Origin of the sequence: Sphingobacterium sp. UBA1498, assembly GCF_002325125.1 — a bacterium.
In the GTDB taxonomy this organism is placed as follows: domain Bacteria; phylum Bacteroidota; class Bacteroidia; order Sphingobacteriales; family Sphingobacteriaceae; genus Sphingobacterium.
Genome location: NZ_DCRG01000032.1, coordinates 221,815 through 247,975 on the forward strand (window position 1 = coordinate 221,815; position 26,161 = coordinate 247,975).

Annotated in this window: 10 protein-coding genes; 8 read left to right on the top strand and 2 right to left on the bottom strand. The window is 46.1% G+C overall.

All coding sequences use genetic code 11. The features are described from left to right. The first annotated feature begins 424 nt into the window (after positions 1-424). Together B3139_RS18025 and B3139_RS18030 are read left to right on the top strand one after the other, a co-directional pair. A complete protein-coding gene (locus B3139_RS18025; protein ID WP_293884930.1) occupies positions 425-3,697 on the top strand; it encodes a SusC/RagA family TonB-linked outer membrane protein in 3,273 nt (1,090 codons plus the stop codon). A gap of 11 nt (positions 3,698-3,708) precedes the next feature. Further along, positions 3,709-5,700: a RagB/SusD family nutrient uptake outer membrane protein gene (locus tag B3139_RS18030; protein WP_293884931.1), complete on the top strand. Its 1,992-nt coding sequence runs from the start codon at positions 3,709-3,711 to the stop codon at positions 5,698-5,700. Between the two features lie 121 nt (positions 5,701-5,821). Here the strand turns inward: B3139_RS18030 and B3139_RS18035 are convergent, their stop codons facing one another. Beyond that, positions 5,822-9,895, bottom strand: coding sequence for a hybrid sensor histidine kinase/response regulator transcription factor (locus B3139_RS18035; RefSeq protein ID WP_293884932.1), 4,074 nt, complete (start codon positions 9,893-9,895; stop codon positions 5,822-5,824). Positions 9,896-9,952: 57 nt separating this feature from the next. Then, entirely contained in the window at positions 9,953-13,957 is a 4,005-nt protein-coding gene (locus B3139_RS18040) for a hybrid sensor histidine kinase/response regulator transcription factor (protein ID WP_293884933.1), read from the bottom strand. 314 nt (positions 13,958-14,271) lie between these two features. On the opposite strand from B3139_RS18040, the gene B3139_RS18045 reads away from it, so the two are divergent. The 6 genes from B3139_RS18045 to B3139_RS18070 all read left to right on the top strand — a co-directional run bounded on the left by B3139_RS18045 (position 14,272) and on the right by B3139_RS18070 (position 26,107). Then, on the top strand, positions 14,272-16,839 hold the full coding sequence (locus B3139_RS18045; protein ID WP_293884934.1) for a glycosyl hydrolase 115 family protein: 2,568 nt from the start codon (positions 14,272-14,274) through the stop codon (positions 16,837-16,839). A 26-nt stretch (positions 16,840-16,865) separates the two neighbouring features. Then, positions 16,866-17,000, top strand: coding sequence for a hypothetical protein (locus tag B3139_RS18050; RefSeq protein ID WP_293884935.1), 135 nt, complete (start codon positions 16,866-16,868; stop codon positions 16,998-17,000). Beyond that, positions 17,000-19,048, top strand: coding sequence for an alpha-glucuronidase (locus B3139_RS18055; RefSeq protein WP_293884936.1), 2,049 nt, complete (start codon positions 17,000-17,002; stop codon positions 19,046-19,048). The genes B3139_RS18050 and B3139_RS18055 overlap by 1 nt, the downstream gene beginning before the upstream one ends. A gap of 182 nt (positions 19,049-19,230) precedes the next feature. Beyond that, positions 19,231-20,970, top strand: coding sequence for a glycoside hydrolase family 43 protein (locus B3139_RS18060; RefSeq protein ID WP_293884937.1), 1,740 nt, complete (start codon positions 19,231-19,233; stop codon positions 20,968-20,970). An 80-nt stretch (positions 20,971-21,050) separates the two neighbouring features. After that, entirely contained in the window at positions 21,051-24,134 is a 3,084-nt protein-coding gene (locus B3139_RS18065) for a SusC/RagA family TonB-linked outer membrane protein (protein WP_293884938.1), read from the top strand. A gap of 11 nt (positions 24,135-24,145) precedes the next feature. Next, entirely contained in the window at positions 24,146-26,107 is a 1,962-nt protein-coding gene (locus B3139_RS18070) for a RagB/SusD family nutrient uptake outer membrane protein (protein ID WP_293884939.1), read from the top strand. The last annotated feature ends 54 nt before the right edge of the window (positions 26,108-26,161 follow it).

The following is a 26,161-nucleotide window of genomic DNA, read 5'->3' on the forward strand; positions in this document are numbered from 1 at the left end:
CTGTTTTATGCAAATTTTTGTTCCGGGGGTTTCATTCCAATGGCGCCAACTGGATTGCTTAACTACCGTCATACTTTCTGGATGATGCCACAGGATAGTTGGGTAAAATAGCTATTTTAAAGGCCTAGACATTAAAATTTGAACAATTTTGCGTCGAATTTGAACATCCAATTCTCCCATTCCCCCTAATTTTGGAATACCATTTTTTTAAAAGGAATCACACAGTTCTGTTTTATAAATCTCATAAGATCGTTGAGCAATATAATAACTGACTCCTTTGAAGAATTGGAATAACCAACAAAAAATAACACCTGATCATTCTGTAGTTCTAAAGTTTTCGGATAGCTATATGGCGCTTTTACAGCGGCTGCCTTTCCGGCAATTACAACTGAATAATCGACTAATCACTATTAAACTATAAAAAATGAACAGAAATTATGTTGAAAAGGATGTCATCCACGCCAAATATAAAGGCATGGTGACGTGGAAAATGATTGCATTGTTAGCCGTGTCATTTAATGCCACCGTAAAAGCAATGCCTTACGCGACTGATCCAACATTTGCCGTGTTGAAAACAGGAGGAAAATTAAACCAAATAACAATCAGTGGTACCGTTTCAGCGGATAATGAGCGGCTTTCGGGCGTATCTGTGAAGGTAAAAGGATCTGATCTGGGAACGAAAACCGACCAAAACGGAGCGTTCAAGATTAACGTGAACGATGCGAATGCAGTACTTGTATTTTCCATGGTGGGATACGATAGTCAGGAGGTCTCTATCGCAGGTAGAACGCAGATTGATGTTGTGCTCAAATCCGGATTTTCTCAATTGGAGGAAGTCGTGGTGGTAGGTTTCGGTACACAAAAGCGCGAAAACTTGACGGGATCTGTAGCTGTAGTCGATTCGAAACAATTGGAAAATAGACCCGTTAGAAATGCGATTCAGGCATTGCAGGGATTGGCTCCCGGGCTCAATATCTCCCAAAACAGTGGAACACTGGAAAGTAATCCCACTATAAATATTCGGGGCACGGGTACCATCGGTACGTCTTCATCGTCTCCATTGATCCTGATCGATGGTTCTGAGGGCTCATTGTCGGCATTAAATCCGCAGGATATTGAAAATATTTCGGTGCTTAAAGATGCTGGCGCTGCGTCAATTTATGGTTCACGGGCAGCTTTTGGTGTTATTTTAGTGACCACAAAATCAGGTAAGTCGGGCAAAACAACGACAAATTACAACAATAGTTTTCGCATCAATGCGCCAACACTGTTGCCGAAAATGATGGACTCCTGGACTTTTGCCAATTATTTTAACCAGGCAGACGAAAATTTTGGAAGCCAGGGTGAATTCAGTGCAGATGATTTGAAACGTATTTTAGATTACAAAAATGGCGTCATCTCGGCCTCTATCATACCCAATCCAAAAAACCAATCCTACTGGGCAGATGGCTATGGCTATGGCAACGATAATGTGGATTGGTTCGATACCATGTATAAAGACCATGCATTTGCACAAGAACACAATTTAAGTATTAATGGTGGGACTGAAAAAACAACCTATTACCTGTCGGGAAATTTTATGAAGCAGCAGGGCATGATGGCCTTCAATACCGACCATTATGATCGATACGCGATTTCGGCAAAGATAAATTCCAAATTGTCCGATATTTTAACCGTCGGATACAATGCGCGTCTCGTTCGGGAGGATTATCAAAGACCAGCCGCACTGACAAATTCCTTTTATGACGATCTTGGTCGCCAAGGATGGCCAACGCTGCCGCTCTATGATCCAAATGGACATTTATACAGTTCGCCGTCGCCAGCACTGGGTATGCGTGACGGTGGTACGGACAAATCAACCAAAGACTATATTTATCAGCAATTGCAATTGACCTTGGAACCTATCCGCGGCTGGAAAACCATTGCTAACATCAATTATCGTACGACGACGCAATTCCGCCATTGGGATTCTCAAAAATTGTACAACTATGATGTGAAGGGCGAGCCTTATGTGTACAAAAGCAACTCCAATGTGTATGAATACGCGTGGAAAGAAAATTATTATAACATTAGTGCCCATTCAGAATATGATAAACGTATAGGAGATCATCATTTTAAAACAATGGTCGGTTTTCAGGTTGAAAATACCGCTTACCGCGATCTATCGGCACAGCGTGATGGCATTTTGGTTCCCGGCCAGCCTGTTCTTAATCTGACCTCTAGCACAGATTATGATGGAAAACCTACCGTGCCAACGGTGACAGGGCAATATCAGAACTGGGCCAATGCCGGATTTTTTGGACGTATCAATTACGATTATGCGGATAAATATCTAATAGAAGGTAACTTACGCTATGATGGCTCGTCGCGTTTTAGAGCAGATAGCCGCTGGGGCTGGTTCCCATCCGTTTCTGCAGGCTGGAACATCTCCAAAGAAAAGTTCTTTACGGATAATGTTTCCTTTGTCAACTATTTGAAATTAAGGGCCTCGTATGGGGAGTTGGGCAATCAGAATACCACAGACTGGTATCCTACGTATATACTGTTACCGGTCGGCATTACCAACGGAGCCTGGCTGATCAACAATACGCGGCCCAATACTGCTAGCGCAGCAGGGTTGGTGAGTTCGACCTTAACCTGGGAATCGATCAACACGCTGAATGCGGGAATAGATTTTGGGCTATTGAATAACCGTTTAACGGGTTCATTTGAAGTATTTAAACGTAAAACGCTTGATATGGTGGGACCGGCACCACAGTTGCCTGCCGTCTTGGGAACGCAGGTGCCACAAACCAATAATACCGATTTGGAGACAAAAGGATTTGAAGCGACCATTGGCTGGACCGATAGGACCGACGGCGGATTTCGCTACAGTACCAAATTCTTAGTGTCGGATTATAGTACAACAGTGACCAATTATCCGAATAAGACCGGAAGTCTCGATGAAGATACCTACCGGACAGGGCAGCGTCTGGGAGAAATTTGGGGATATACAACCATTGGCATCGCAAAATCGCAGCAAGAAATGGATGCCCACCTGGCATCGTTGCCGAATGGCGGGCAAAATGACCTCGGAAGCCAATGGGGTGCGGGCGATATCATGTACAAAGATTTAAATGGCGATGGAAAAATCGGATCTGGAAGCAGTACCGAAAGTAATCCGGGAGACCGAAGCATCATCGGAAATAGTACACCGCGCTATTCGTTTGGTTTCAACTTCAATGGTGATTATAAGAATTTTGACTTCAGTCTATTCTTACAAGGTGTCATGAAACGTGATTACTGGCAGGGGGGATACTACTTCTGGGGAGCTACAAGTAATAAGTGGTGGTCAACAGGGCTGAAAGAACATGAAGATTATTTCCGGACAGCCGATAATGCGCTTGGTGAAAATCTGGATGCTTACTATGCACGTCCGATATTTGGTACCGATAAAAATCAGCAAGCACAAACCCGATATTTACAAAACGCAGCGTATATCCGCATCAAAAATATTCAGGTCGGTTATACTGTTCCAATGGAGACAACAAAGCGCTTTGGAATTTCAAAACTTAGAGTTTATATCTCCGGTGAGAATGTATGGACAGGCTCCAAAGTTGAGGGCATGTATGATCCTGAAACAATTGATGGCGGCAGCAACGGAACGGTCTATCCATTAACTAAAGTTTGGTCTGCAGGTTTAAGTGCTACATTTTAATAATTAATACCATGAAATTAAATACAACAACGATAAAATTCTTTTTGGGAGCGGTACTGATCGCAGCGACAGCTTCATGTAATAAATATTTGGATATTACGCCACCCTCTCAAATCGTACCGGAAGCTTACCTGAATGAGGAATCCCAGCTGGCCGCTTACACCGTTGGCCGCTATGCAGGCCTGCTTCCTTCGCATGCAAACTGGAACTTTGGAACATTTGGTATCGATGCCAATTCGGACAATATGATCAACCCCACCTTTGACAACCGGTATAATCCCGGACAGTGGCGTGTCGATGCAAAAGATGGGGATTGGAAGTTTGAGAATATCTATCAAATGAATTATTTCCTCAAAAATGTGCTGCCTAAATGGAAAAACAACCAGATCCTCGGAAATTCCGAAAATGTGGCGCATTACATCGGCGAAGCGTATTTTTTAAGGGCCTATGAGTATTTTAATAAGCTTCAGAATCTCGGGGATTTTCCGATCGTAAAAGATGTTTATAACGACGGCGACAAACAGGCCTTGATTAATGCAAGCATGCGCTCGCCTCGAAATGAGGTGGCACGTTTTATACTGTCTGATCTGGATTCGGCTATTACGCTTTTAAAAAGTGCATCTCCTGACGGGAAAAAACAACGTATTTCCAAAAATGTAGCCCTGCTGATGAAATCGCGCGTCGCTTTGTACGAGGGTACATGGTTAAAATATTTCAAAGGAACGGCTTTTGTCCCTAATGGCCCGAATTGGCCGGGTAAAAACAAGGCCTTCACGGCAAATTACAATTACCCGCTCGGAAGCATTGATAATGAAATAAACTATTTTTTAGATCAGGCAATGGGTGCCGCGAAAACTGTAGCAGACAATATTCTTTTGGTTGAAAATAGTGGAATTATCGAATCGCCAAACAATGAAAATCCGTATTTCAGTATGTTTGGCGCAGTGGATATGTCCGGATATAGTGAAGTACTTTTATGGCGGCAATACAATCTTTCTCTTGTCACACACAACGTACCCGTGTACGCGCAGAGCGGAAACTATGCAGTAGGCATGACTAGGGGTATGGTCGAAAGTTTCTTGATGGGCAATGGTCTGCCAATTTATGCCGCGGGTAGCGGTTACCATGGCGATGATTACATTGCTGATGTGCGAAAAGACAGAGATGACAGACTGCAGTTATTCCTTAAAGAGCCTGGACAACGCAATGTATTGGTCAACACAACAGTGGGATCGCATGGAACCGCCGTTGAACCGGTGCCTAGAATTTACGATTCGAGCTGGGAAACGCGCTATACCACTGGGTATACAATCCGCAAAGGAATTTCATACGATGGCCAGCAGACTAATAACGGACAGGCGTATACGGGCAGTGTGACATTCCGCGCCAGTGAAGCTTATTTAAATTATATTGAAGCTGCCTACGAACGTAATGGAAATTTAGATAATACCGCGCGTAACTATTGGGCAAAATTGAGAGAGCGTGCCAAAGTATCTACGGATATCGATAAGACCATAGGTGCAACAGATATGACCAAAGAAAAGTTGGATTGGGGAAGTTATTCCGCAGGTATCCAGGTGAATGCAACGCTGTATAATATCCGCAGAGAGCGTCGGAATGAATTGATGGCGGAAGGACTGCGCCTAATGGATCTAAAACGCTGGAGAGCGATGGATCAATTAATCACGACTCCATACCACTTTGAAGGATTTAAATTATGGGGACCAATGAAAAGCTGGTATACCGCCGGTCAATTGATTTATGGTGCTACCAATGACAAGGCTGTGGTATCGGACCCTGCTTTAAGCGTATATCTGAGACCATTGGAAATAAAAAGTAGTGCGCTTTCTTATGCCGGAGCAAAATTCGTCATGGCACATTACCTTTCGCCGATCGCCGTAGAACATTTTCAATTGACATCGACCGACGGGTCTGTTGAAAATTCTATAATCTATCAAAATCCGGGCTGGCCTACTGTGGCTGGACAGTCTCCTACGAACTAATTGGAACAGATCATTCCGGGAAATGCCATCGCAAAATTGTTGCTGAAGCTGTTTCCCGGAATCATTTGTATTAACCCCGTCCAAGTCTTAATTTCTATACCAATTGTTAATTCTTGGAGCATCAATGTTTAATACCCTTTTGTAAATCGGTAGGGGTAATGCCAAATTGTTGTTTAAACGATGTGGCAAAATATCGGGAGTCACTAAATCCCACAGCATAGGATACTTCTGAGATGGAGATGCTTTTATCATTTTCTAGCATTTGATATGCATGTTTTAAGCGCACATTTTTAATAAGCTTACTGGTCGAAAGATCGAGCAGGTTTTTTATTTTTCGATTGAGTGTGGACTTCGATAGTCCTAAGATTGCTGCCAAAGGACCTATCTCCAAAGTGCTGTCAGACATATGCTCCTCAATAGCTTTAATGGTTTTCTCGAGAAACTGTTCATCCACAGTTGGATATTCCAGTTTAGATATATCAATCTTGGGTTCGGCTTTGAAAGCTTCTTGGCGGGTCCGCTTGTTAATGACAAAACTATTAATTCTGGCCTCCAACAGCTTAATTTCAAAGGGTTTTGAAATATAGCCATCAGCACCGACATTGTACGAATCTACCCGATCTTCTAAACTGATCTTCGCGGTCAAAAGAATGATGGGAATATGGTTCTTTTCAATGTCTTTCTTCAGTTTTCGGCAAAGTTCCCAACCGTCCATTTTAGGCATCATAACATCAGATACAATAATGTCAACATCTTGGTCAGATAATAAGGCTAATGCTTCCAAGCCATTTGTTGCTGTTAGAACATGATAGGTTTGCGAAAGAATGCGTTGAATTGACTCCCTGAGATCATCATTGTCCTCCACAATAAGGAGTGAAAGCGCTTTCTTTTTTAATGTTGGATTCTCGGTATTTTCAACCTCCTGATGTACGAGAGCTGGTTTGGTATGCTCGATCAAAGTCATATCCAAATGCGTGCGTTCAGATGGGGGATAACTTTCCAAATCAATGGGGACGCGCAGTGTGAAGCAGGATCCTACGCCCAATTCGCTCTTTACAGTAAGTGTTCCATGATGTAGGTGTGCCAATTCTTGCGATAAGGCCAGTCCTATACCGTTGCTACCTTTTTTTCTGGTTGCACTATTGGTATAAAACTGGACGAATATTTTACTTAGTTCTTCACTGGGTATTCCTGTCCCGTCATCCTGCACATCAATCACCAATACATTTTTCCCGAGCTCCTTTTCAAGCCGGGTAATGACTTCGATACTTCCTCCCACATCGGTATACTTAAAGGCATTTGACAAAAGGTTAAATAGGATTTTATCCAGTTTATCCGCATCAAAATATGCTCCTTCAATTGGTTGGTGGTGCGTTATGTTGAATGTGATCTTATTTTTCTCCGCAAGTGGATAAAAATAAGTAATGCACAAGTGATCAACAAATTGTGTTAGATGACCATAGGCAACCTTTAAATCCATGGTGCGACGTTCCGTTTTCCGAAAATCAAGCACCTGCTGCAAGAGTCTTCTGAGGCGGTCAAGATTGGACCGCATACGATCCAATTGAACGTATCTGTTTTTTGTTACCTGTTCTATATCATCCACTAAACAGAATAAAATGGTCAGTGGGGTAAGTATTTCGTGAGAGATATTTGTAAAATAATTAATTTTGGAATTGGTAAGTTCATCCAGCTTATCTTTTTCGATCTGCGCAATTTTAAGCTCTTGTTTTAATTTTATTTTACTGTAGAAGAAACGGCCGACCAAATAGATAATAAGCAACACCAGGATAACATACACGGCATAGGCGATATTGCTCTCATAGAAAGCAGCCCTTTTTCTAATGGATATTTTCGTAATTTCACTGGCTGAATTGTTGGAGGTATCAAGCACTTTTACCATAAATGTATACGCTCCTTTGGGGAGATTATGGTACGTAGCAAAAGGTCGGGATCCCGAAACACTCACCCAGTCTTTATCAATCCCTTCCAGCTTATAAGCAAATCTTGTTTTTTCCGGCGAACGATATTGTAATGCCGAAAAATTGATCTCTAGCTGTTCTTCGGATGGATTTAATACCAGATTGAGTTTATCGAAATCCATTTTTGATGGATCACTTAATTCAAAAATGGACTGGTTGTTGATTTTTAAGTCGGTAATGAATACCTTTAATCTCTTTTGCTTTCGTGATTCTTTTGAGGATATGCCCACAATACCATTATTTCCTGCAAAAAATAATGTATGGCGCTGATTATTCTCAGTTATTGCCAGTGGGGAAAAAATTTTTACACTGACACCATCTTTAGCAGAATACTCCTCCATAACCTGCTTTTCCGGATCAAATCGGAAAATGGAACGGGCAGTTGTTATCCATAAAAAATTGTCAAACCAGTAGAGGTTTAATACCTGAAGCTGCCGGGAAAAATAATTACGCAAAAACTGTTGAAAGATTTTTGTCTTGGGATTGTAACGCAATAATCTTCCGTCCAGAGTGGCTAACCATAAAAAATTATATTTGTCCATCGCGATCGCCTGTATGCTGGACGAATTTAATTGGGGCGTAGACGAATTGAGCACAGTGACGACCCTAGCTTTTTTGCGGTCGTAACCGAACACGCCTTGATCTTTGGTGCAAAACCAGATCATTTCATTATCCGATTCCGCAGCTGCGGATACAGCAGCTTGAATTTCTTTTACAGGCTCAAAATCGCTGGATGGGTTTTTCTTTTGCAAAATACCGTTACTGGTCAGTACCCAGATAATTCCTTTGCGATCCCGGAATAGATCATTGGGTGTACCGATTTTAGGATCATAATCGGTTAATTGAATGGTGCCCGTATTGGTGAGAGCACTGCCTGTTTTGTTGAAAACTGAAATTTTTCGGTCATATGCACCAGATAACCAGAGTTCATTCCCAAAATCTATTACCGAACTGGCATCTTTAATGGCGAAATTGTCGGACAGGTCCGGTTGCTCACTATACATGATGATTTCCTTCGTACGGAGATTTAAGGAACCCAGACCCAGTCGGTCTTGATTGAACCATAAGATATCCTCTTGGTCACCTTGGTTTAACATGGTGATTTTTGGAGCGATACGATAACGCTGTTTGATATAGGGTAGATGGTAGTTGCTGATGCCTGATAGTGTAAAGTCAATGGTACTCATTCCCTCATCGAATATTCCTAACCATATCGACCCTTTTCGATCGAGATATAAATCACTGAAAATATTGGCTGTCTGATCGAAAAAAGGTTTAATATTTATTTCCCTAATCTCACCGTTTTTCATCGTTCTGAAACAAGATATTCCCGAAAAAGATAAAGTCCAGATATCGCCGTTGAAATTATCCTGCAAGATGTTGTAAAATATTTTCTCAGGCTGTCCCGCGTCGTTCTTAAGCGGTATTTTCTGATAGGTATCAGTACGCGTGCCACCTGTATTCGGATCAAAAGTATACAGTCCATCTCCCCAGGTACAGACCCAATAGCGCCTATTCTTATCTTGATAAATTTTAAATGGATTATTCCTGATACCTATCTTGGGCAATGAAATAAAACGATTGCTGTTCTGATCTAGCCGAACGAATCCCCTTTCCCAGAGGCAAGCCCAAATTACACCGTTTCGATCTTGATAGAGCGAGCTGACTGTATTACCGGGCAGCGGAGAATATTTTGAATCCACATGATAGTGCTGCTGGACGTTAAAATTTTTATCGAGTACATAAATGCCGCTACGCGTTCCAAGCCAGATACGATGCTTGTTGTCGATGAGAATAGCATTAACATACTGTCCAAGAAGCTGCGGACAGGCGATCTTTTCGATCCGGCAAGTTGCTTTGTCGATTTTACATAAACCCTTTTCCGTACCGACAAGTAATATATGGTCCATTTCGGTCAAGGCGCGGATATTATTGCTGATCGCAGCTTCCCCGAGCAGGGCTTCAGGATTGATATTGAGCAATTGATTGCCATCATAACGGCAAAGTCCGCCTTGAGTCGCAAACCAAATGAATCCATTACTATCCTGGTAAGTCCTGTTGACTGTCAGCGATGGAAGATTTTCGTTTATTTTTAAGGGAGTAACACGGAAGTCCTGTCCCTTAATTTGGATGGGAGCGACAACTGTGAATAGGTACAAAAATAGATAGATGCGAAAATTGGTCACGTGTTTCGTTTCCTTAGTTGATAACAAAAATATGAAATCCTTTTAAGAAACGAACAAACACGACACCAGGATCACTTCCTATTTTTAATTTTCCTTAAAGCTGTGCCGCTGAATGTATTCGGTGGGGCTCAACCCATACATCTTTTTGAATAGCGTAGTGAAATGCGTCTGATTGGTAAATCCGAGCGAATAAGCTACCTGAGAGATATTCATTTTTTTCTCCAGCAGCAGCTTTTCAGCTTGCTGTAACCGGATATTACGAATAAATTCACCGGTCGAAATACCCGTCAGCGATTTCACCTTACGGTGCAGCTGTACACGGCTCAACCCTACCTTATCGGCTAGAAACTGCACATTGAACTCCGAATTCTCCAGGTATTGGTTTACCGTTTTAACAATACGTTCCATCAGCTGCTCATCGCTAGACTTAAAGCTGATGGTTTTTACCTTACCTTCCTGCTGCTGCGCGCCCGAAAACTTTCCTTTAATCTTCATGCGGTTTTTGATGAGATTGTGTACAACAACATGAAGCTCATCCACCATAAAAGGCTTTGTCAAATAGGCATCTGCGCCGCGACCAATGCCTTCCAAACGGTCTTCCTGATTGGTTTTGGCCGTCAGTAACACCACAGGAATATGGTTGGTCGTGCTATTGCCTTTGAGCTTTTTGACCAACGTATAGCCGTCCATTAATGGCATGGCAACGTCGGAAATAATCAGGTCGGGCTGCTCAGCAAGGGCGACCTGAAACCCCTCGCCACCATTTTCGGCAAGCAGCACTTTATAGGATGGTGAAAGTTCCTGATGCAGATAGTGGAGAATGTCGCGGTCGTCGTCAATGACAAGAACTTTATAGCCTGTTTTTTGATAATCGTTCTTTGGATGTAGGTTAGTTGCTGAAACTGGGCGGCTCTCGTGTTTTATCGTCAACGCATCAGTTGGTCTCACAGGAGCAAGATCTTTCTGCCGCAGATGCTTGTTGCCCATCGGAAGACGGATTACAAAAAGGCTGCCGCTGCAGTCCATTCTATTTTCGGCATGTATCTGTCCACCGTGCAGTTCAACCAGCACTTTGGTGAGATGTAGACCAATGCCCGAACCCTGCCGCTGATAAGTGCTATGCGCAGCAGACTGGTAGTACCGCTTAAAAACATGGCGAAGATCGCTTTTGGCGATGCCGCTACCCGTATCACTGACAACAAGTTCTAAGATTTCACTTCCCTTTCCCCGTTGTTGAACGGCTAAGGAAACCGCAATGTGACCACCACTCGGCGTAAATTTAAACGCGTTGGAGATCACATTATGCAGTATTTTTTCAAAGCTGTTGACGTCTATCCAAATTGGAATATCGTCGGCATCGCTGTGTACGGATAGCTGGATCTGATGACTAAGGGCCTGATCCTCAAAAATGCCGATCATCTGCTTGACATAATCTACCGCATTGATTTCGCAAAATTTGAGATTCATGTGCCCGCTTTCCAGCTTTCGGATATCAAGCAACTGATTGACTAGACTAAGGATGCGCTGTGCATTGCGATTCATGTTCTGCAGCGTGGATCGGGTTTGCGGATCTGCTGCATTTTTCATGAGCTTATCGATTGGACTCATAACTAGCGTCAGCGGCGATCGGATCTCGTGCGATACATCCGTAAAAAGCTGTAACCGGAAAGCATGCAGACGCTCGAGCCGACGCTCATGCAGATACTTACTGATTAGGAATAGAATACCGGTCGCAAGTAGGATATAAATGCAGTAAGCCATTCCACTTAAATACCAGGGCGGCTGGATATGCAGCGTTACCATTAAGCTTGGTGAATAGATGCCAAATTTACAGGCGCGTATTTCCAATTCATGCTCCCCGGAAGAAAGGTTGTTGTACGTGATCAGGTTCACTCCCGGAAGCGTCGCATTCCAGCTCTTGTTGATGCCTTTAATGCGGTATTCATAATGTACATTTTCTGGACTGTTAAAATCCATTGTGGACAATTCAAAAGTGAAACTGTCGTCGTTGCTATGGAAGTAAAATTCGTTTGCAGCGATCAAGTCATCCTTATAGATTACGCTTCCGCTGGGTGCCATGCCAGGCTTAATGGGCTGGTTCTTGACATACAGATTGGTAATGAGTACCGGATGTGGATAGGTCTGCAGCTGTATCTTTTCAGGAAAAAATGAAGTAATCCCCTGCCGTCCGCCGTAATATATTTTTCCTTGGGTATCCTGAAAGTGAACGCTGCGGTTGTAGGACCGATCGACCAGGCCGTCTCCGGTATAGTAATTGACAATTTTGCCTGAACCGGGATTCAGACAGTTGATACCCTTGAATGTGCTGCACCAAATATTTCCTTTCTTGTCACCGCCTAAGCCAGTGATCACATTGCTGGATAGTCCGTTATTAGTGGTGTAAATGCTGACCGACCCTGATTTCTTATCGATCTGATATAGGCCGTTGTAGGTGCCGGCCCAGATGTGACCTAAATGATCGTCCAATAGGGAGATGGTGATCTGTTCGGATAATCGATGGCCTGTATACTGTTGAGAGAAGCTCTTTGTAGTGGGATCAAAACAGCTCACGCCCTTATGATGCCCAAGCCAGATAAGACCATCATCGGCGCATAAAACGGTAGCAATCCAATCATTGGCTAAGGCGCCCTTTGTCGAATTGCTGGTATTCATACTATAACTTTGAGCAATTTTCGTATCGAGATCGTATTCCACAAAGCCCGATCCAAATGTAGCAATATAAAGCGTATTGTTTTTGCCCAAGGCGAAAGATTTGACCTGTCTGGATGGGCAGATATCCCTGAGGGTGGATTGTCCTGTTATTGGATCAATTTGTCCAAGGCCTTTCTCATATGAACTGAACCAGATCGTACCGTCCGAAGCCGCTTCCAGTTTATTGATATCCGCTATGGTATTTATTTGTTGATGTGAAATGCCTTGACGGTCAGTTTTAAAAACGCCTTCTCGCTCCACGGCATACCAAATATTACCTTGGCGGTCACGCGTGATGGCACTGATGATGTTTTGATCTGTTTTTTCCCGGCCTGAAATACGCCAAAATTCAAACTGTTTGCTTTGCACGGGGATAAAAACCAGGCCCCGTTGAAACCAGCCAAGCCAAAGATTATTTTCGCGGTCCTGCAGCAGCGCACGTATCCGTGCATGTCGGTAGTCATTGTCCAAATTAGGCAGTTCAGCTTGTGCAGCAACCAGTGGCTTTTTTTCCAGATCCAGATACCATAGCCCATCACCCTCGGTACTGATCAGCAGATGGTTTTTCTGGCCTTTTGATAATTGGATCTCCGTTACGGTAGACTGCAGTTTCGACTTGTATTCAACGGCTTCGAATGTATTGTTTTGCGGATCATAGCGGCTAATCTTTGAGGGCGACGCGAATAGGAGCTTGCCGTCATGTTGCTGCACGATGTCATAATTGCCGCCCTTCGGCATCGGAAGCAGATCCGAAACGATTTGCCTTGCCCGCTTCTGGTCGGCAGAAACCTGCGAGACCCCTACACGGTCAATAGCTACCCAAATCCTGTTCATCCGGTCTTCAAATAGACTGCGGGCAAACATGCCGCCAACCAGCGTATTGAGTCGCGGTAGCGATAGCGCCTCTCTACGGCTAACCTGAATGTCGAAGATACCCCAGCCTGATGTGGCTACCCAAATGTGACCATCTTTTTTATGGATGATATCTGTAATGTGCGGTGCAATCTGATCAGGAAAATGGATGCGCACAAATTGGTCGCTATTTTCATCGTAATACTGCAGTCCATTATTGCAGCCCACCCAGAGCCTTTTGTCGCGGTCAAGATAAAGGATGATGACATTATTGCTCGATATGGACGTGCTATCCTGCACATCGTGGAGATATTGTACAAAACGGGTGCCGTCAAACTTGTTGAGCCCATACTCGGTACCTGTCCAGATATAGCCGTGTTTGTCCTGACTGATACTGTTGGTCAGATTGGATGAAAGTTCGCCAAAGCCATAGTCCCTATTATCATAGATGCGCGTAGCCTGTCCATGGGCATACCCTATAAAAGCAAATAGTAGTAAGACTGTCGAAAAAAGATCCCTCCGCATTGGTATGATTGGTTTATGCTTTTGAAGATACATATTATTGCGCAACCCTAAAAAGAAAAAAAAGCTTATGGCCCAATAAACCCTGTTTTACACGCCGATGTAACAAATTGAAATAAATATGAAACGTCAATGCAAGGCGTTGCAACAATGGCCAAAGGGAATGTAACAGTTACAAATGCGGCGACTCATTAAGAGTACTACTTTTAGGTTGCTGAAAAATGATCATCATGCAACATCCCTTGCTGTGCTAGTACTTAGCATTGGGAGTGGGGTACTGTATGTGCTGAATTCAGGAAAGGAAAAAACCAATTATAATGGAAATCATCATGTTTACTCATCACCGCTATTGGCGAGTGTTTTTGGTCGCTGTGCTGATCTACTGCTGTAGAGGCAATGCCCATGCTGTGTTGTCTAGTACCAAAGATACGGTGGCACGGGATTTTATAGCCCGCGAGTCCGGTCCCGGTTTCCTGGCTTTAGTCAATAATGGGGTGCCTATACCTATGCTTGTCGATCCGCAAGATCACAAGGGTGTATTGCGGGCTTTCGAAAATCTAAAAAAAGATTTTATACAGGTTACGGGGCATGGGCCCGACCAGCAAAAAAACGGGCGCTCCAACATCATTATAGGTACCTATGGCAACTCGAGCCTGATTGACAGTCTCATGCATAAAGGTCTTTTGGACAGCAGTGCGCTTGCCGGAAAGCGGGAAAAGTTTATAATGACGGTGGTCAATAAGCCCTTATGGGGCATTGATTCAGCGCTGGTTATCGCCGGCAGCGACAAACGTGGTACGATCTACGGCATTTATGAGCTGTCGGCCCTAATTGGTGTTTCACCCTGGTATTACTGGGCAGATGTGCCAATCCGCAAAGCAACCGCATTGTACGCCAAGCCAGGTCTCTACACGCAGGGGGAACCAAAGGTGAACTACCGCGGTATTTTCCTGAATGATGAAGCACCGGCATTAAGTGGTTGGTCCAAGGCGACGTTCGGTGGATTTAATGCAGATTTTTATGAAAAGGTATTCGAACTGCTATTACGGCTGAAAGCCAATTACCTCTGGCCTGCAATGTGGGGGAGTGCTTTTTATGATGATGATCCAAAAAATGGACCACTGGCGGATGAAATGGGTATTATCATGGGGACTTCGCACCACGAGCCGATGGCTAGGGCGCAAGCGGAATGGAAACGCTACGGCAATGGTGGAGCCTGGGACTATGCTAAAAATAAAGCCGGGTTGCAGAAGTTTTGGCGTAGCGGTATAGAACGTGCACGAAACTGGGAGTCTATCCTGACCATTGCCATGCGCGGTGACGGCGATGAACCCATGAGTGAAAAGCAAAATGTCAGTCTGCTGGAGCAGATCGTCCGCGATCAGCGACGCTTGATTGCGGAAGCCACAGGGCGTCCGGCAGCAGAGACACCACAGCTGTGGGCTTTATACAAAGAAGTACAGGACTATTATGATAAAGGCATGCGGGTGCCGGACGATGTAACGCTACTGCTTTGTGATGACAATTGGGGCAACGTACGTAAGCTGCCCGATCCGAATGCCACGCCACGAAAGGGCGGCTATGGCATGTATTACCATTTTGATTATGTGGGTGCCCCCCGCAATACGAAATGGATCAATGTGTCCCAGATACAGCGGATATGGGAGCAGATGAACCTCACCTATAGACATGGCGTAGACAGAATCTGGATCGTTAATGTCGGCGACCTTAAGCCCATGGAATTCCCCATTTCATTTTTTCTGGATATGGCCTGGAATCCCGACAGGTTTAACGCCAATAACCTGATGGACTACACCCGCGAATGGTGTAGGCAGCAGTTTGGCGAAGCGTATGCCACGGAAGCGGCCAGCATGATCAACCGCTATACCAAATATAACCATCGGGTTACCCCCGAACTGCTGAACGAACGCACGTTTAGCCTCACACATTATAACGAATTTGACAGTGTTGTCAACGATTACAACAGGTTGGCCATGGAAGCCTCGCGACTCCATTACTTGCTGCCAGATTCCCTAAAGGATGCCTTCGATCAGCTTGTGGCTTTTCCAATCAACGCCTGCGCGAACCTGTATGAGATGTACCATGCTAAAGCGATGAACGACTACTATTACGCGAGAAACGATCGCAGGGCAAATGACTGGGCCGATAAGGTAAAGGCTTGCTTTCTGCGCGATTCACTTTTTACCCATCATTACAACCATTCCATTGCCAAAGGGAAATGGATCCACATGATGGATCAGGTGCGCATCGGCTACAGCAGCTGGAATGAACCGCCTAAGGCTATTATGCCTGCTGTTCACTATTTGGCGGATACTGCAGTTCACCGTTCGCCGAAGGTATTTAGCGAGACCGATGGCTATATTGCAATGGAGGCCGCAAGCTATGCTGTAGTGAGCAGTGCACCGGAGGTACAATGGGTGGAGATTCCAGACCTGGGAAAGACCGTGTCGGCCATGACAACACAACCTGTTACAGCTAGCCTCGGAAATAACACCGCCCTAGAATACAAGATTCGCGTAAAAGAAAAGCGAGAAGCAAAGATCATAGCACTATTGTCGCCCACGCTCAATTTCAATGGAAACCGTGGGCTGCGCTATGCGATTTCCATTGACGGCGGTCCCGAAAAACTGGTCAATTTTAATGGACATTACAAGGGCGAACTCGGACAGTGGCAGGCACGCCGTATCATCGAAAGTGTGTCGGTACACAGCTTGCTGCCGGGAGAACATACCCTTCGAATCCGCTTCTTGGATCAGGGAATCGTGTTGCAGCGCATACTCATCGATTTTGGGGGGCTGAAACCCTCTTATCTCGGTCCGCGGCAGAGCGCAACCGCGCCGTTGATCGACACGGATAGTAAATAAATATTAATAAAAAAATAATTGTAGTCATGGAAAACAACGCACATTACTTACTACCTAACTTCAGGCGTAATCTGGATGGATCAAGAGGTGGACGTAACGTACAAATAATTGAAATTGCATACCCGAGTACGGTTGGTATGCTAGCGGTGGAGGGAAGCTGATGGGACATGTGATCCGATATGGGGTCTGCCTATTGTTAGCCGTGTTGTGCTATCTGGTAGGTCAGGCAGAAGATGGCAGCCAACTGTGGTTGCGCTACACCAAGGTCGCCGATAGAGAAGCTGCACTGCGCAAAATTCACTGCTCACTCCGTGATCCTGTGGCCAATACCGCAGTCCAGGAGTTACAGCACTATTGGCGCAGAGGTGATGTAGCGCTCGTGCTGGATAAAAAATGGCCAGAATACCAGCCTGACGGATATCGTATCCGGTCGGTAGTGGGTAAGACGATTATTCGTGCAGGCAGCAGTACCGGCCTGCTCTACGGAGCTTATCACTTGCTGCGGTTACAGCAGATCGGGAGTGAGCTTACACAGCTAGATATCGCTGAAACGCCGAGTTACCACTTACGCATGCTCAACCATTGGGATAATCTGGACGGTACAGTTGAACGGGGCTATGCCGGATACTCGCTTTGGAAGTGGGACGAATTACCTGCATTGAAGTCGCCTCGCTACGTCGAATATGCGCGTGCAAATGCCTCGATTGGTATCAATGCGGTTGTGCTCAATAACGTCAATGCGTCGCCCCTGATCCTGCGCGAAGACTATATAGAGAAGGTAAAGGCGTTGGCGGATAGCTTCCGTCCTTACGGTATCCGTGTGTTTCTGTCCATTAATTTTTCGGCGCCGGCGATTCTGGGCAATCTGCAGGATTCGGATCCGCTGAATCCCGCTGTGGCACGTTGGTGGAAAGACAAGGCAGATGCGATTTATAGCATCATACCTGATTTTGGTGGCTTTCTAGTGAAGGCCAATTCAGAGGGACAGCCTGGACCACAGGATTATGGCCGGACGCATGCCGATGGCGCTAATATGCTGGCCACTGCGCTGAAACCACACAAGGGGTTGGTTTTGTGGCGTGCTTTTGTGTATAATCCCTCGGCCGAGGATCGCGCCAAACAGGCTTATCAAGAGTTTGTGCCACTAGACGGCAAGTTTGACGACAATGTGATCCTACAAATCAAAAATGGGCCCATCGATTTCCAGCCGCGTGAACCGTTTAATCCATTGTTTGGAGCGATGCCCAAGACAAGCCAGATGGTCGAATTTCAGATCACTCAGGAGTACCTCGGGTTTTCTAATCACCTGGTATACCTCGCTCCGCTGTTTAAGGAGACGCTCGATGCCGAAACCTATACACGAAAGGAAGCGAGTACGGTGGCGGGTCTAACGCAAAAAGGGCCGAATCCACGGCTATCGGCGATTGCGGGTGTTGCCAACATCGGCGAGGACCGCAATTGGTGTGGTCACCACTTTGCCCAAGCCAACTGGTACGCCTTTGGAAGGTTAGCTTGGAACAGCGACTTATCCAGCGATAGCGTGGCGCGGGAGTGGCTCGCTTCAACCTTTTCGCCAGATCCGACCCTCATAGCTCGACTGTCGAAGGTGATGCTGGAATCGCGTGAGGCAGCAGTCAACTACATGATGCCGCTGGGCCTGCACCATATATTCGCTTTCGAACACCACTATGGTCCCGAACCCTGGGGCGATATTCCCGGTGGAAGACCCGATTGGATGCCTTGGTATTACCATAATGCAGATTCGCTGGGGATCGGATTTGACCGGACAGCATCGGGCAGCAATGCCGTTGCACAGTACCATAGCCCACTCCAGGAGCAGTTTGCAGCGGTGAGCAGCTGCCCTGAAAAATATTTGCTCTGGTTTCACCATGTACCCTGGGGCTACAGCATGAAAAATGGTCGCTCCTTATGGGATAACCTGTGCTATGCCTATCAGGAGGGGGTGAATCAGGTACGGTATGTTCAGCGTGTATGGGATGGTCTTGAACACAAGGTGGATGCGGAACGCTTTGAGGACGTGCAGGCAAAATTAAAAATCCAGGCAAAGGATGCCGTATGGTGGCGCGATGCCTGCCTGTTGTATTTTCAGACTTACTCCAGAATGCCCATTCCGCCTACCCTGGAGCAACCGGTGCATAAGCTGGACGAATTGAAAAAAATTAAACTAAATCTTAAACACCATAATTAGCTCCGCTAGATTAAATTATTAACCCTATTCATAGAAATAAAACCGTCAGAAAACCAGTATTGGCCCTTGGCGAACGGAAGAACGTAACAAATTGAAATGCTTTTGTTACATATTTTAATTGTTGTAAATACACTTAAAAGTATGTTTGTAATCAGATAAACCAAATTATAAATAAACCAATCATGTTAAAGCGGAAAGGGAAAATCATGCTGGGCATGTCCGTCGTTATATTGGCGACATTAACGGCATTCAGTACAAAAGAGTATAAAAGAAAACCGCAGAAAGATCGTCTTTCTGGACCTGTATTTTCGGATTTTGTCTACAAAGGTGAAGACGCAGTTTATAAGGAAAACCCGTTAAAGCCGGGACAGTTTTATTCGCCTATTCTTCAGGGGTGTTATCCCGATCCGAGTATTACGCGTAAAGGCGATGATTACTATCTGGTGAATTCCTCCTTTTCGATGTTCCCCGGTGTTCCGATCTTCCACTCGGTTGATCTGGTCAACTGGAAACAGCTGGGGCATGTTCTCGACCGCGAATCGCAGCTAAAAGTGGGGACATCAGGAATTAGCGAGGGAATATATGCCCCGGATATCGTGTACAATCGGCACAACGACACATTCTACATGATTACGACCCAAATTGCATCGGGCATCGGAAATATGGTCGTCAAAACCAAAGACCCCAAAGCTGGAAACTGGTCCGATCCAATCAAGCTGGATTTTGATGGCATTGATCCGGCACTATTCTTTGATGATGATGGCAAAGCCTATGTGGTGCACAACGATGCGCCAGATAAAGGTAAGCTGCGCTATGAGGGGCATCGTGTCATCAAACTCTGGGAATACGACACAGAGAAGGATCAGGTCATTAAAGGGAGTGAACGCATATTGGTGGATGGCGGCGTGCATCCTGCGGACAATCCCATCTGGATCGAAGGCCCACATATTTACAAAAAAGCAGGAAAGTATTACCTGATGTGTGCAGAAGGTGGGACGGGTAGCGATCACAGCGAAGTCATCTTTTCGAGCGAACAGATTGCAGGGCCTTATACCCCGGCACCCAAAAATCCGATACTCTCACAGCGACATCTCGATAAAACTAGGCTCAATCCGGTGGAATGGGCGGGCCACGCCGACTTAGTTGAAGGTCCGGGTGGATCGTGGTATGGTATATTTCTTGGCGTCAGACCCAATGAAGTCAACCGGGTCAACACGGGACGGGAAACATTTATCCTCCCCGTAGATTGGTCCGGCGAATGGCCTATCTTTCAAGGCGGCATGGAGCCACTTAAACCTAGTGTTCCAATGCCTGCCGGTGTGGAAAACAAAGGGAATGCTCCCGGTTATTTTCCCAATGGGAATTTTACGTTCGCCGACCCGTTGACTGCAGCGAAGCTCGACCACCGTTGGGTTGCTCTGCGCGGAGCCCGCGAAAAATTTGTACAGCAGTCCGATAAAGGGACAATCCTAAAGCCATATGCTATCGATATCAGTGAGCAAAAGCCATTATCCGCCCTCTTTTACAGACAACAGCATAAAAACTTTGAGAGCACAGTATCGCTAAACTATGTGCCATCTGCGCCCTCGGATCTCGCAGGCATCACCTGTCTGCAGAGTGAAAAATACCATTATGTGCTGGGCCTGACAAAACTGGGCAAAGAAAACTATATCGTGCTGGCGAGAAATGAGAACGGTAGCACCAAGATCCTCGCGAAGGAGAAGATCAATCAAAAAGGGGCTGTGCAACTAAAGGTCAAGGCGATTGGCGATGCCTATCAATTTGCCTATGCCCTGGCACCCGGCCAGTTTAAGCATATCGGCAATACGGTATCGGGCGATATCCTGTCGACAGACGTCGCTGGCGGTTTTACAGGTGCGCTGATTGGTCTGTACAGTACCTCAGCCAATAAAATCAGGTAGCTGCATTGACCTAAAAAAGAAGTATTAAAATAACGATTATAAACAGAAGTGAAAACAAAATTTTCTTAAATCCCTAAATTATGAGAATGACGAGATTTATTATTTCTGTGCAACGAAAAAGAGCATTACAGTGTATTCTGCCCTTGCTCTTTTTGCTGGCAGCCCTGCAGTTGGCTTTTGCACAAGATAAATTGGTAAAGGGCCTGGTTTCGGATCCGAAGAGACAGCCCATTGAAGGGGTGACCGTATCTGTTAAGGGCGGCACCAAAAGTTCCATCACCGACCGAAGTGGTGCATTCGCCATCGAGGCGGGCAGTGGTGCCACACTGGTTTTTACCAATGTAGGTTACAAAACGACCGAAGTCAAAGTACCTGGCAGCGGAATGGTGCAGGTGACCCTACAGGCTGACGATATTGCCATGGAGGAAGTGGTGGTCATCGGTTATGGTACCCAGCGTAGAGAGGCCGTCACTGGATCGGTGGCTTCGGTGAGTGGCGCCACCATGAACGAAGTGCCTGCAGCCAATATTAGCCGTGCCCTACAAGGGCGTATTGCCGGAGTCAATATGCAGCAGAACTCGTCAAAACCGGGATCGCCAATGCAGATTCGCATCCGGGGTACACGCTCGCTGACTGCCGATAACAACCCACTTATCGTACTCGATGGAATTCCATTTGCTGGCTCCATTTCCGACATTAATCCGGCAGACATCAAAAGTGTCGATGTGCTGAAAGATGCTTCGGCAACAGCTATCTACGGTTCGCGTGGTGCAAATGGTGTCATCCTGGTAACAACTAATAAAGGTCGTATGGGACAGGCGGCACAATTGGCCTATAACGGTTTTACGGGACTGCGCTCCGTGTTTTCCAAATATCCGATGATGTCTGGTCCGGAATTTGCCGAAATGCGCCGCTATGTCGGACAATTTCAGAATACCCTCGATGAGTCGGACGATACCAATACCGATTGGCAAGATCTCTTTTACAAAAATGGAATGGTCAATAGCCACGATATCAGTGTCAACGGCGGAGCAGAGAAGGGCAATTACAATTTCGGAGCGGGTTACTTTCGCGACGAAGGCGTGGTACCCTTGCAGAACTATACCCGATACAATTTACGTGCAGCGCTGGACCAGCAGGTAGGTAAAATATTCAAATTTGGGTTTAACCTGAACCAGAGCTATAGTATCACCAATGGCAATAACCTAGGGCTTTTTGGTGTGCTCAGCGCGACACCGATTGCTAATCCTTTTAATGCGGACGGCAGCTTGAAGCCGCGAATCCAACAGCAGATTTCTGGACAACAATGGGTACATACCCGCCAATCCTACGAAGCACTGGGGGATAGTTACATCAACCAGCAGCGTGTGTTTGGTTCGTACAATAATATGTATGGCGAAATCCAGATTCCTGGCGTAGAAGGACTGACTTACCGCACCAATCTTGGACTCAATTTCCGCCAGAACAATGATGGAAGTTACACAGGGCAGGGAGTCTTTAGCGGTACGCCCGACAATGTGTCCACTGCTTCGGTCGCAAACGGCAGAACCGTACAGTGGGTCATGGAAAACCTCCTGACCTACGACCGCACCTTTGCGCAAAAACATAATCTAAACCTTGTGGCATTGTATTCGGCCGAACAGAATACAGGCAACAGTACGCTCATATCGGCACGCGATATTCCAATCGATGCCTTCCAGTTCTATAACCTTGGCCGTGCTCAGGGGGAGATTATCGTAGATCCCAATCAGCAGGGCTATGCCAAAAGTAGCCTGATGTCTTTAATGGGCCGCGCCATGTATACTTTCGACAACCGCTATATGCTAACGATGACCATGCGCCGCGACGGTTCTTCGCGCTTGGCACCGGGGCACAAATGGCATACTTATCCAGCGATTTCAGCAGGTTGGAACGTTCACAACGAGAAGTTTATGTCGTCAGTATCTTGGGTAAATCAGCTTAAGCTACGACTAGGCTATGGCGAGACCTCTAACCAGGCTGTCGATCCTTACAAAACGCTTGGGTTGCTGAGCACAAGACCGTATAATTTTGATACGCAATTCCTGACGGGTTATTACATGTCTGAATTGCCTAACCCGATCTTGGGATGGGAGTTTTCCAAAACCTATAACTATGGTTTGGATTTCGGACTTTTCAAGAACAGGGTAAGCGGTACTTTCGAGTACTATGTTCAGAATACAGACAATATTCTGTTGCGTGTGGGGCTGCCACCGACCAACGGGGGAGGAAGTTATATGGCCAATATCGGAAAAACACAGAACAAAGGCTTTGAGCTTTCCCTCAATGGGGCGGTGATCGACAACGAAAGTGGCTGGAAATGGGATGTCGGGGTCAACTTGTATGCCAACCGCAATAAACTCGTTGAACTGACCTCCGGAAGTCAGCGCGATGAAGGCAACCAGTGGTTTGTGGGCCATCCAATAGACGTCATCTTTGACTATAAAAAGATTGGACTATGGCAACAGGACGATCCATATCGGGATATTCTTGAGCCAGGCGGCAATGTGGGAATGATTAAAGTGGAATACACCGGTGAGTATGATGATAAGGGTGCGCCAACACGTGCCATCGGTGCAGCAGACCGTCAGATTATTAATATTCAACCCAATTTTCTGGGAGGATTCAACACGCGTCTGGCTTATAAAAATGTCGACCTGAATGTGGTGGGAACTTTCCAGAACGGCGGTACACTAATCAGTTCGCTCTATGGTAGCACCGGTTATCTAAACCAGCTAAATACCCGCTCAGGCAACAATGTGAGTGTCGAATACTGGCGTGAAGACCGTACAGATGCCAAATACCCTAAGCCAGGAGGCATACAGAGTGGTGACAATCCCAAATATGGCAGTACCCTGGGCTATTTTGATGCCTCTTATTTAAAGGTGCGCACAATCAGCATGGGGTACAACTTTAAACAGAAATGGGTAGAACGCATGGGGATCGGCCGTCTGCGGGTATATGCGACGGTGGAAAATCCATTTGTCCTCTTCTCGCCCTACAATAAGGAGTCGGGGGGCGATCCAGAACCCAATTCTTATGGAGACGAAAATGTGGCCGTGGGTGGCCTGAGAAGAATCCTTGTGGTGGGTACCAATACGCCAGCAATGAGAAGTTATATTTTGGGATTAAATCTTTCATTTTAAAACATTCAGGCATGAAAACTTTCAATTCAAAACTTATTATAGGACTATGCGTCGGTTCACTCTTGCTCGGCATGAACAGCTGCTCCAAATTTTTGGATGAACAGCCTAGGGGAATCTTTACACCGGGTGATTTTAAGACAGCAAATGGGATCAATAACAGTATCGTGGGACTTTATGCCCACCTGCGCAACATATATGGACAGGCGTATTATTACAATGCCTGTCTAACAGGGACAGATGAAGTGACATATGCCCAAAGCGCCGACGAAAATTTTCAGGTAATGGACTTTTCAGGTCTCAGTACCATGACGGCTGTAAATAGCCGGGCGGATGTGGCGTGGCAGGCCGCCCTGCCCAACATCAACATGGCTTCGGGCATCATCGAAAATGCACCAGCAGTAGGTACATCGCCGGCGATCATTGCCGAAGCGCATTTTTTTCGCGCATTTGACTATTTCCTGCTCGTGCAGACCTTTGGTGGCGTGCCGCTCGACCTGGGTGGAGGCGAACTCAAATATAGTACGTCTGTAGAGCGCAAATCAACACGCAATACCGTGGCTGAGGTGTATACCCGTGCCATCTTTCCTGATCTGCTGCAGGCGATCGGCGATTTGCCGGAAGCACCGCGCTTAAAAGGTGCTGCCACAAAAACTGTTGCCCGCTTGTATCTCGCAAAGGCCTACCTGACCTATGCCTGGTGGCTGGAAAATCCTAAAAATATACCCACTTATCCCGAAACCGCGCGCACGGATCCTGATGGTAAAACCAGTGCATGGTATTTCCAGCAGGCTTACGACATAGCGGTTGGCGCAATAGAAAATCCAGGGCCTTTTGCTTTGCAGCCCACGTTTTATGATGTGAATGTCGGAACCAATGACCGGAACAACGAAATCTTGCTCTTTGCCGATCATACCGAGAGCAGTGAACTGTACAATGGCGGAAGTCTCAGCTATGGAAGCGGTGGTGCACCGGATAACTTTGCGGGCTGGATGATGACCTGGAACTATCCTTCGCTGACGAGTTCGAAAACAACGGCCTGGGCTACAGCCGACCTCATCAATTCGGTACAACGGGAGGCAGCACAAGCACTGGGACGTCCTTGGACACGGATGGCACCGACCATCAATGTGGTCACCGAAACCTTTGCCGATAAAACCAACGATTCGCGTTACGACGGCACCTTTACAACAGTATACCGGGGCAACTGGGATAAGGCCAATATTAGCAATCCTTCGTTGTTTAATGCCAACAATATGCCCGTCAAACCAAAAGAAGCGATCTTAACTTTCTTGAATGAAGAACCGCAGACGCCTATCAACTACGACAATAAAACCTATAAGAGTAGTATCGGCGCTGGAGTATTGCCAGGTCGTGCGGATTATGTGATCTCTCCAGAGGGCATCAGCCGCCGCGTTTATCCGGGGCTTTGGAAGTTGGGACCTTACCGCACGGACAACGGCAATGGTCTGGGGCAACCTAACGCGGGCAGCACCCGGCCGTTCAATATTGCCAAGTTCTCGGAGTTATATTTTATCGCTGCCGAAGCAGCGGTAAAAGGAGCTACGGCCAAAGCTGGCAAAAGTGCTCGGGATCTGGTCAATGTCATTCGCGGTCGTGCGGGGGTATGGCGTTGGGACAACAATGGAAACATGGCCAAGGAAGCCAACCATCGTGACGACATGATCGCAGCAACACCGGCGCAGATCACACTCAGCTACATCCTGGCAGAACGTTCCCGTGAGTATTATGGCGAGGGCTATCGCTGGTATGATCTGGTGCGTACGCAAACCTGGTCTGATATCGCCAAAACCTACCGCATTGCAGGTTCCAATGTTGGCGACCACACAGCAGCGACCTTTACCCGATCCATACAACCTTTTCATTATCTGCGACCTATTCCGCAGGGACAGCTGGATGCTATGGACATGTCGGCAGCTGAAAAAGCAGCTTATCAAAATCCCGGTTATAATTAATGGGCGTGCTGCGCCTGCCATCCGCGTACGATGGCAGGCGCAATGCCTCTGTCG

Excerpts from the sequence above, each read along its gene's own strand:
- B3139_RS18030 (WP_293884931.1), top strand. The coding sequence starts at position 3,709 with ATGAAATTAAATACAACAACGATAAAATTCTTTTTGGGAGCGGTACTG.
- B3139_RS18065 (WP_293884938.1), top strand. The coding sequence starts at position 21,051 with ATGAGAATGACGAGATTTATTATTTCTGTGCAACGAAAAAGAGCATTA.
- B3139_RS18055 (WP_293884936.1), top strand. The coding sequence starts at position 17,000 with ATGGGACATGTGATCCGATATGGGGTCTGCCTATTGTTAGCCGTGTTG.
- B3139_RS18060 (WP_293884937.1), top strand. The coding sequence starts at position 19,231 with ATGTTAAAGCGGAAAGGGAAAATCATGCTGGGCATGTCCGTCGTTATA.
- B3139_RS18050 (WP_293884935.1), top strand. The coding sequence starts at position 16,866 with ATGGAAAACAACGCACATTACTTACTACCTAACTTCAGGCGTAATCTG.
- B3139_RS18040 (WP_293884933.1), bottom strand. The coding sequence starts at position 13,957 with ATGCGGAGGGATCTTTTTTCGACAGTCTTACTACTATTTGCTTTTATA.
- B3139_RS18070 (WP_293884939.1), top strand. The coding sequence starts at position 24,146 with ATGAAAACTTTCAATTCAAAACTTATTATAGGACTATGCGTCGGTTCA.
- B3139_RS18025 (WP_293884930.1), top strand. The coding sequence starts at position 425 with ATGAACAGAAATTATGTTGAAAAGGATGTCATCCACGCCAAATATAAA.
- B3139_RS18045 (WP_293884934.1), top strand. The coding sequence starts at position 14,272 with ATGGAAATCATCATGTTTACTCATCACCGCTATTGGCGAGTGTTTTTG.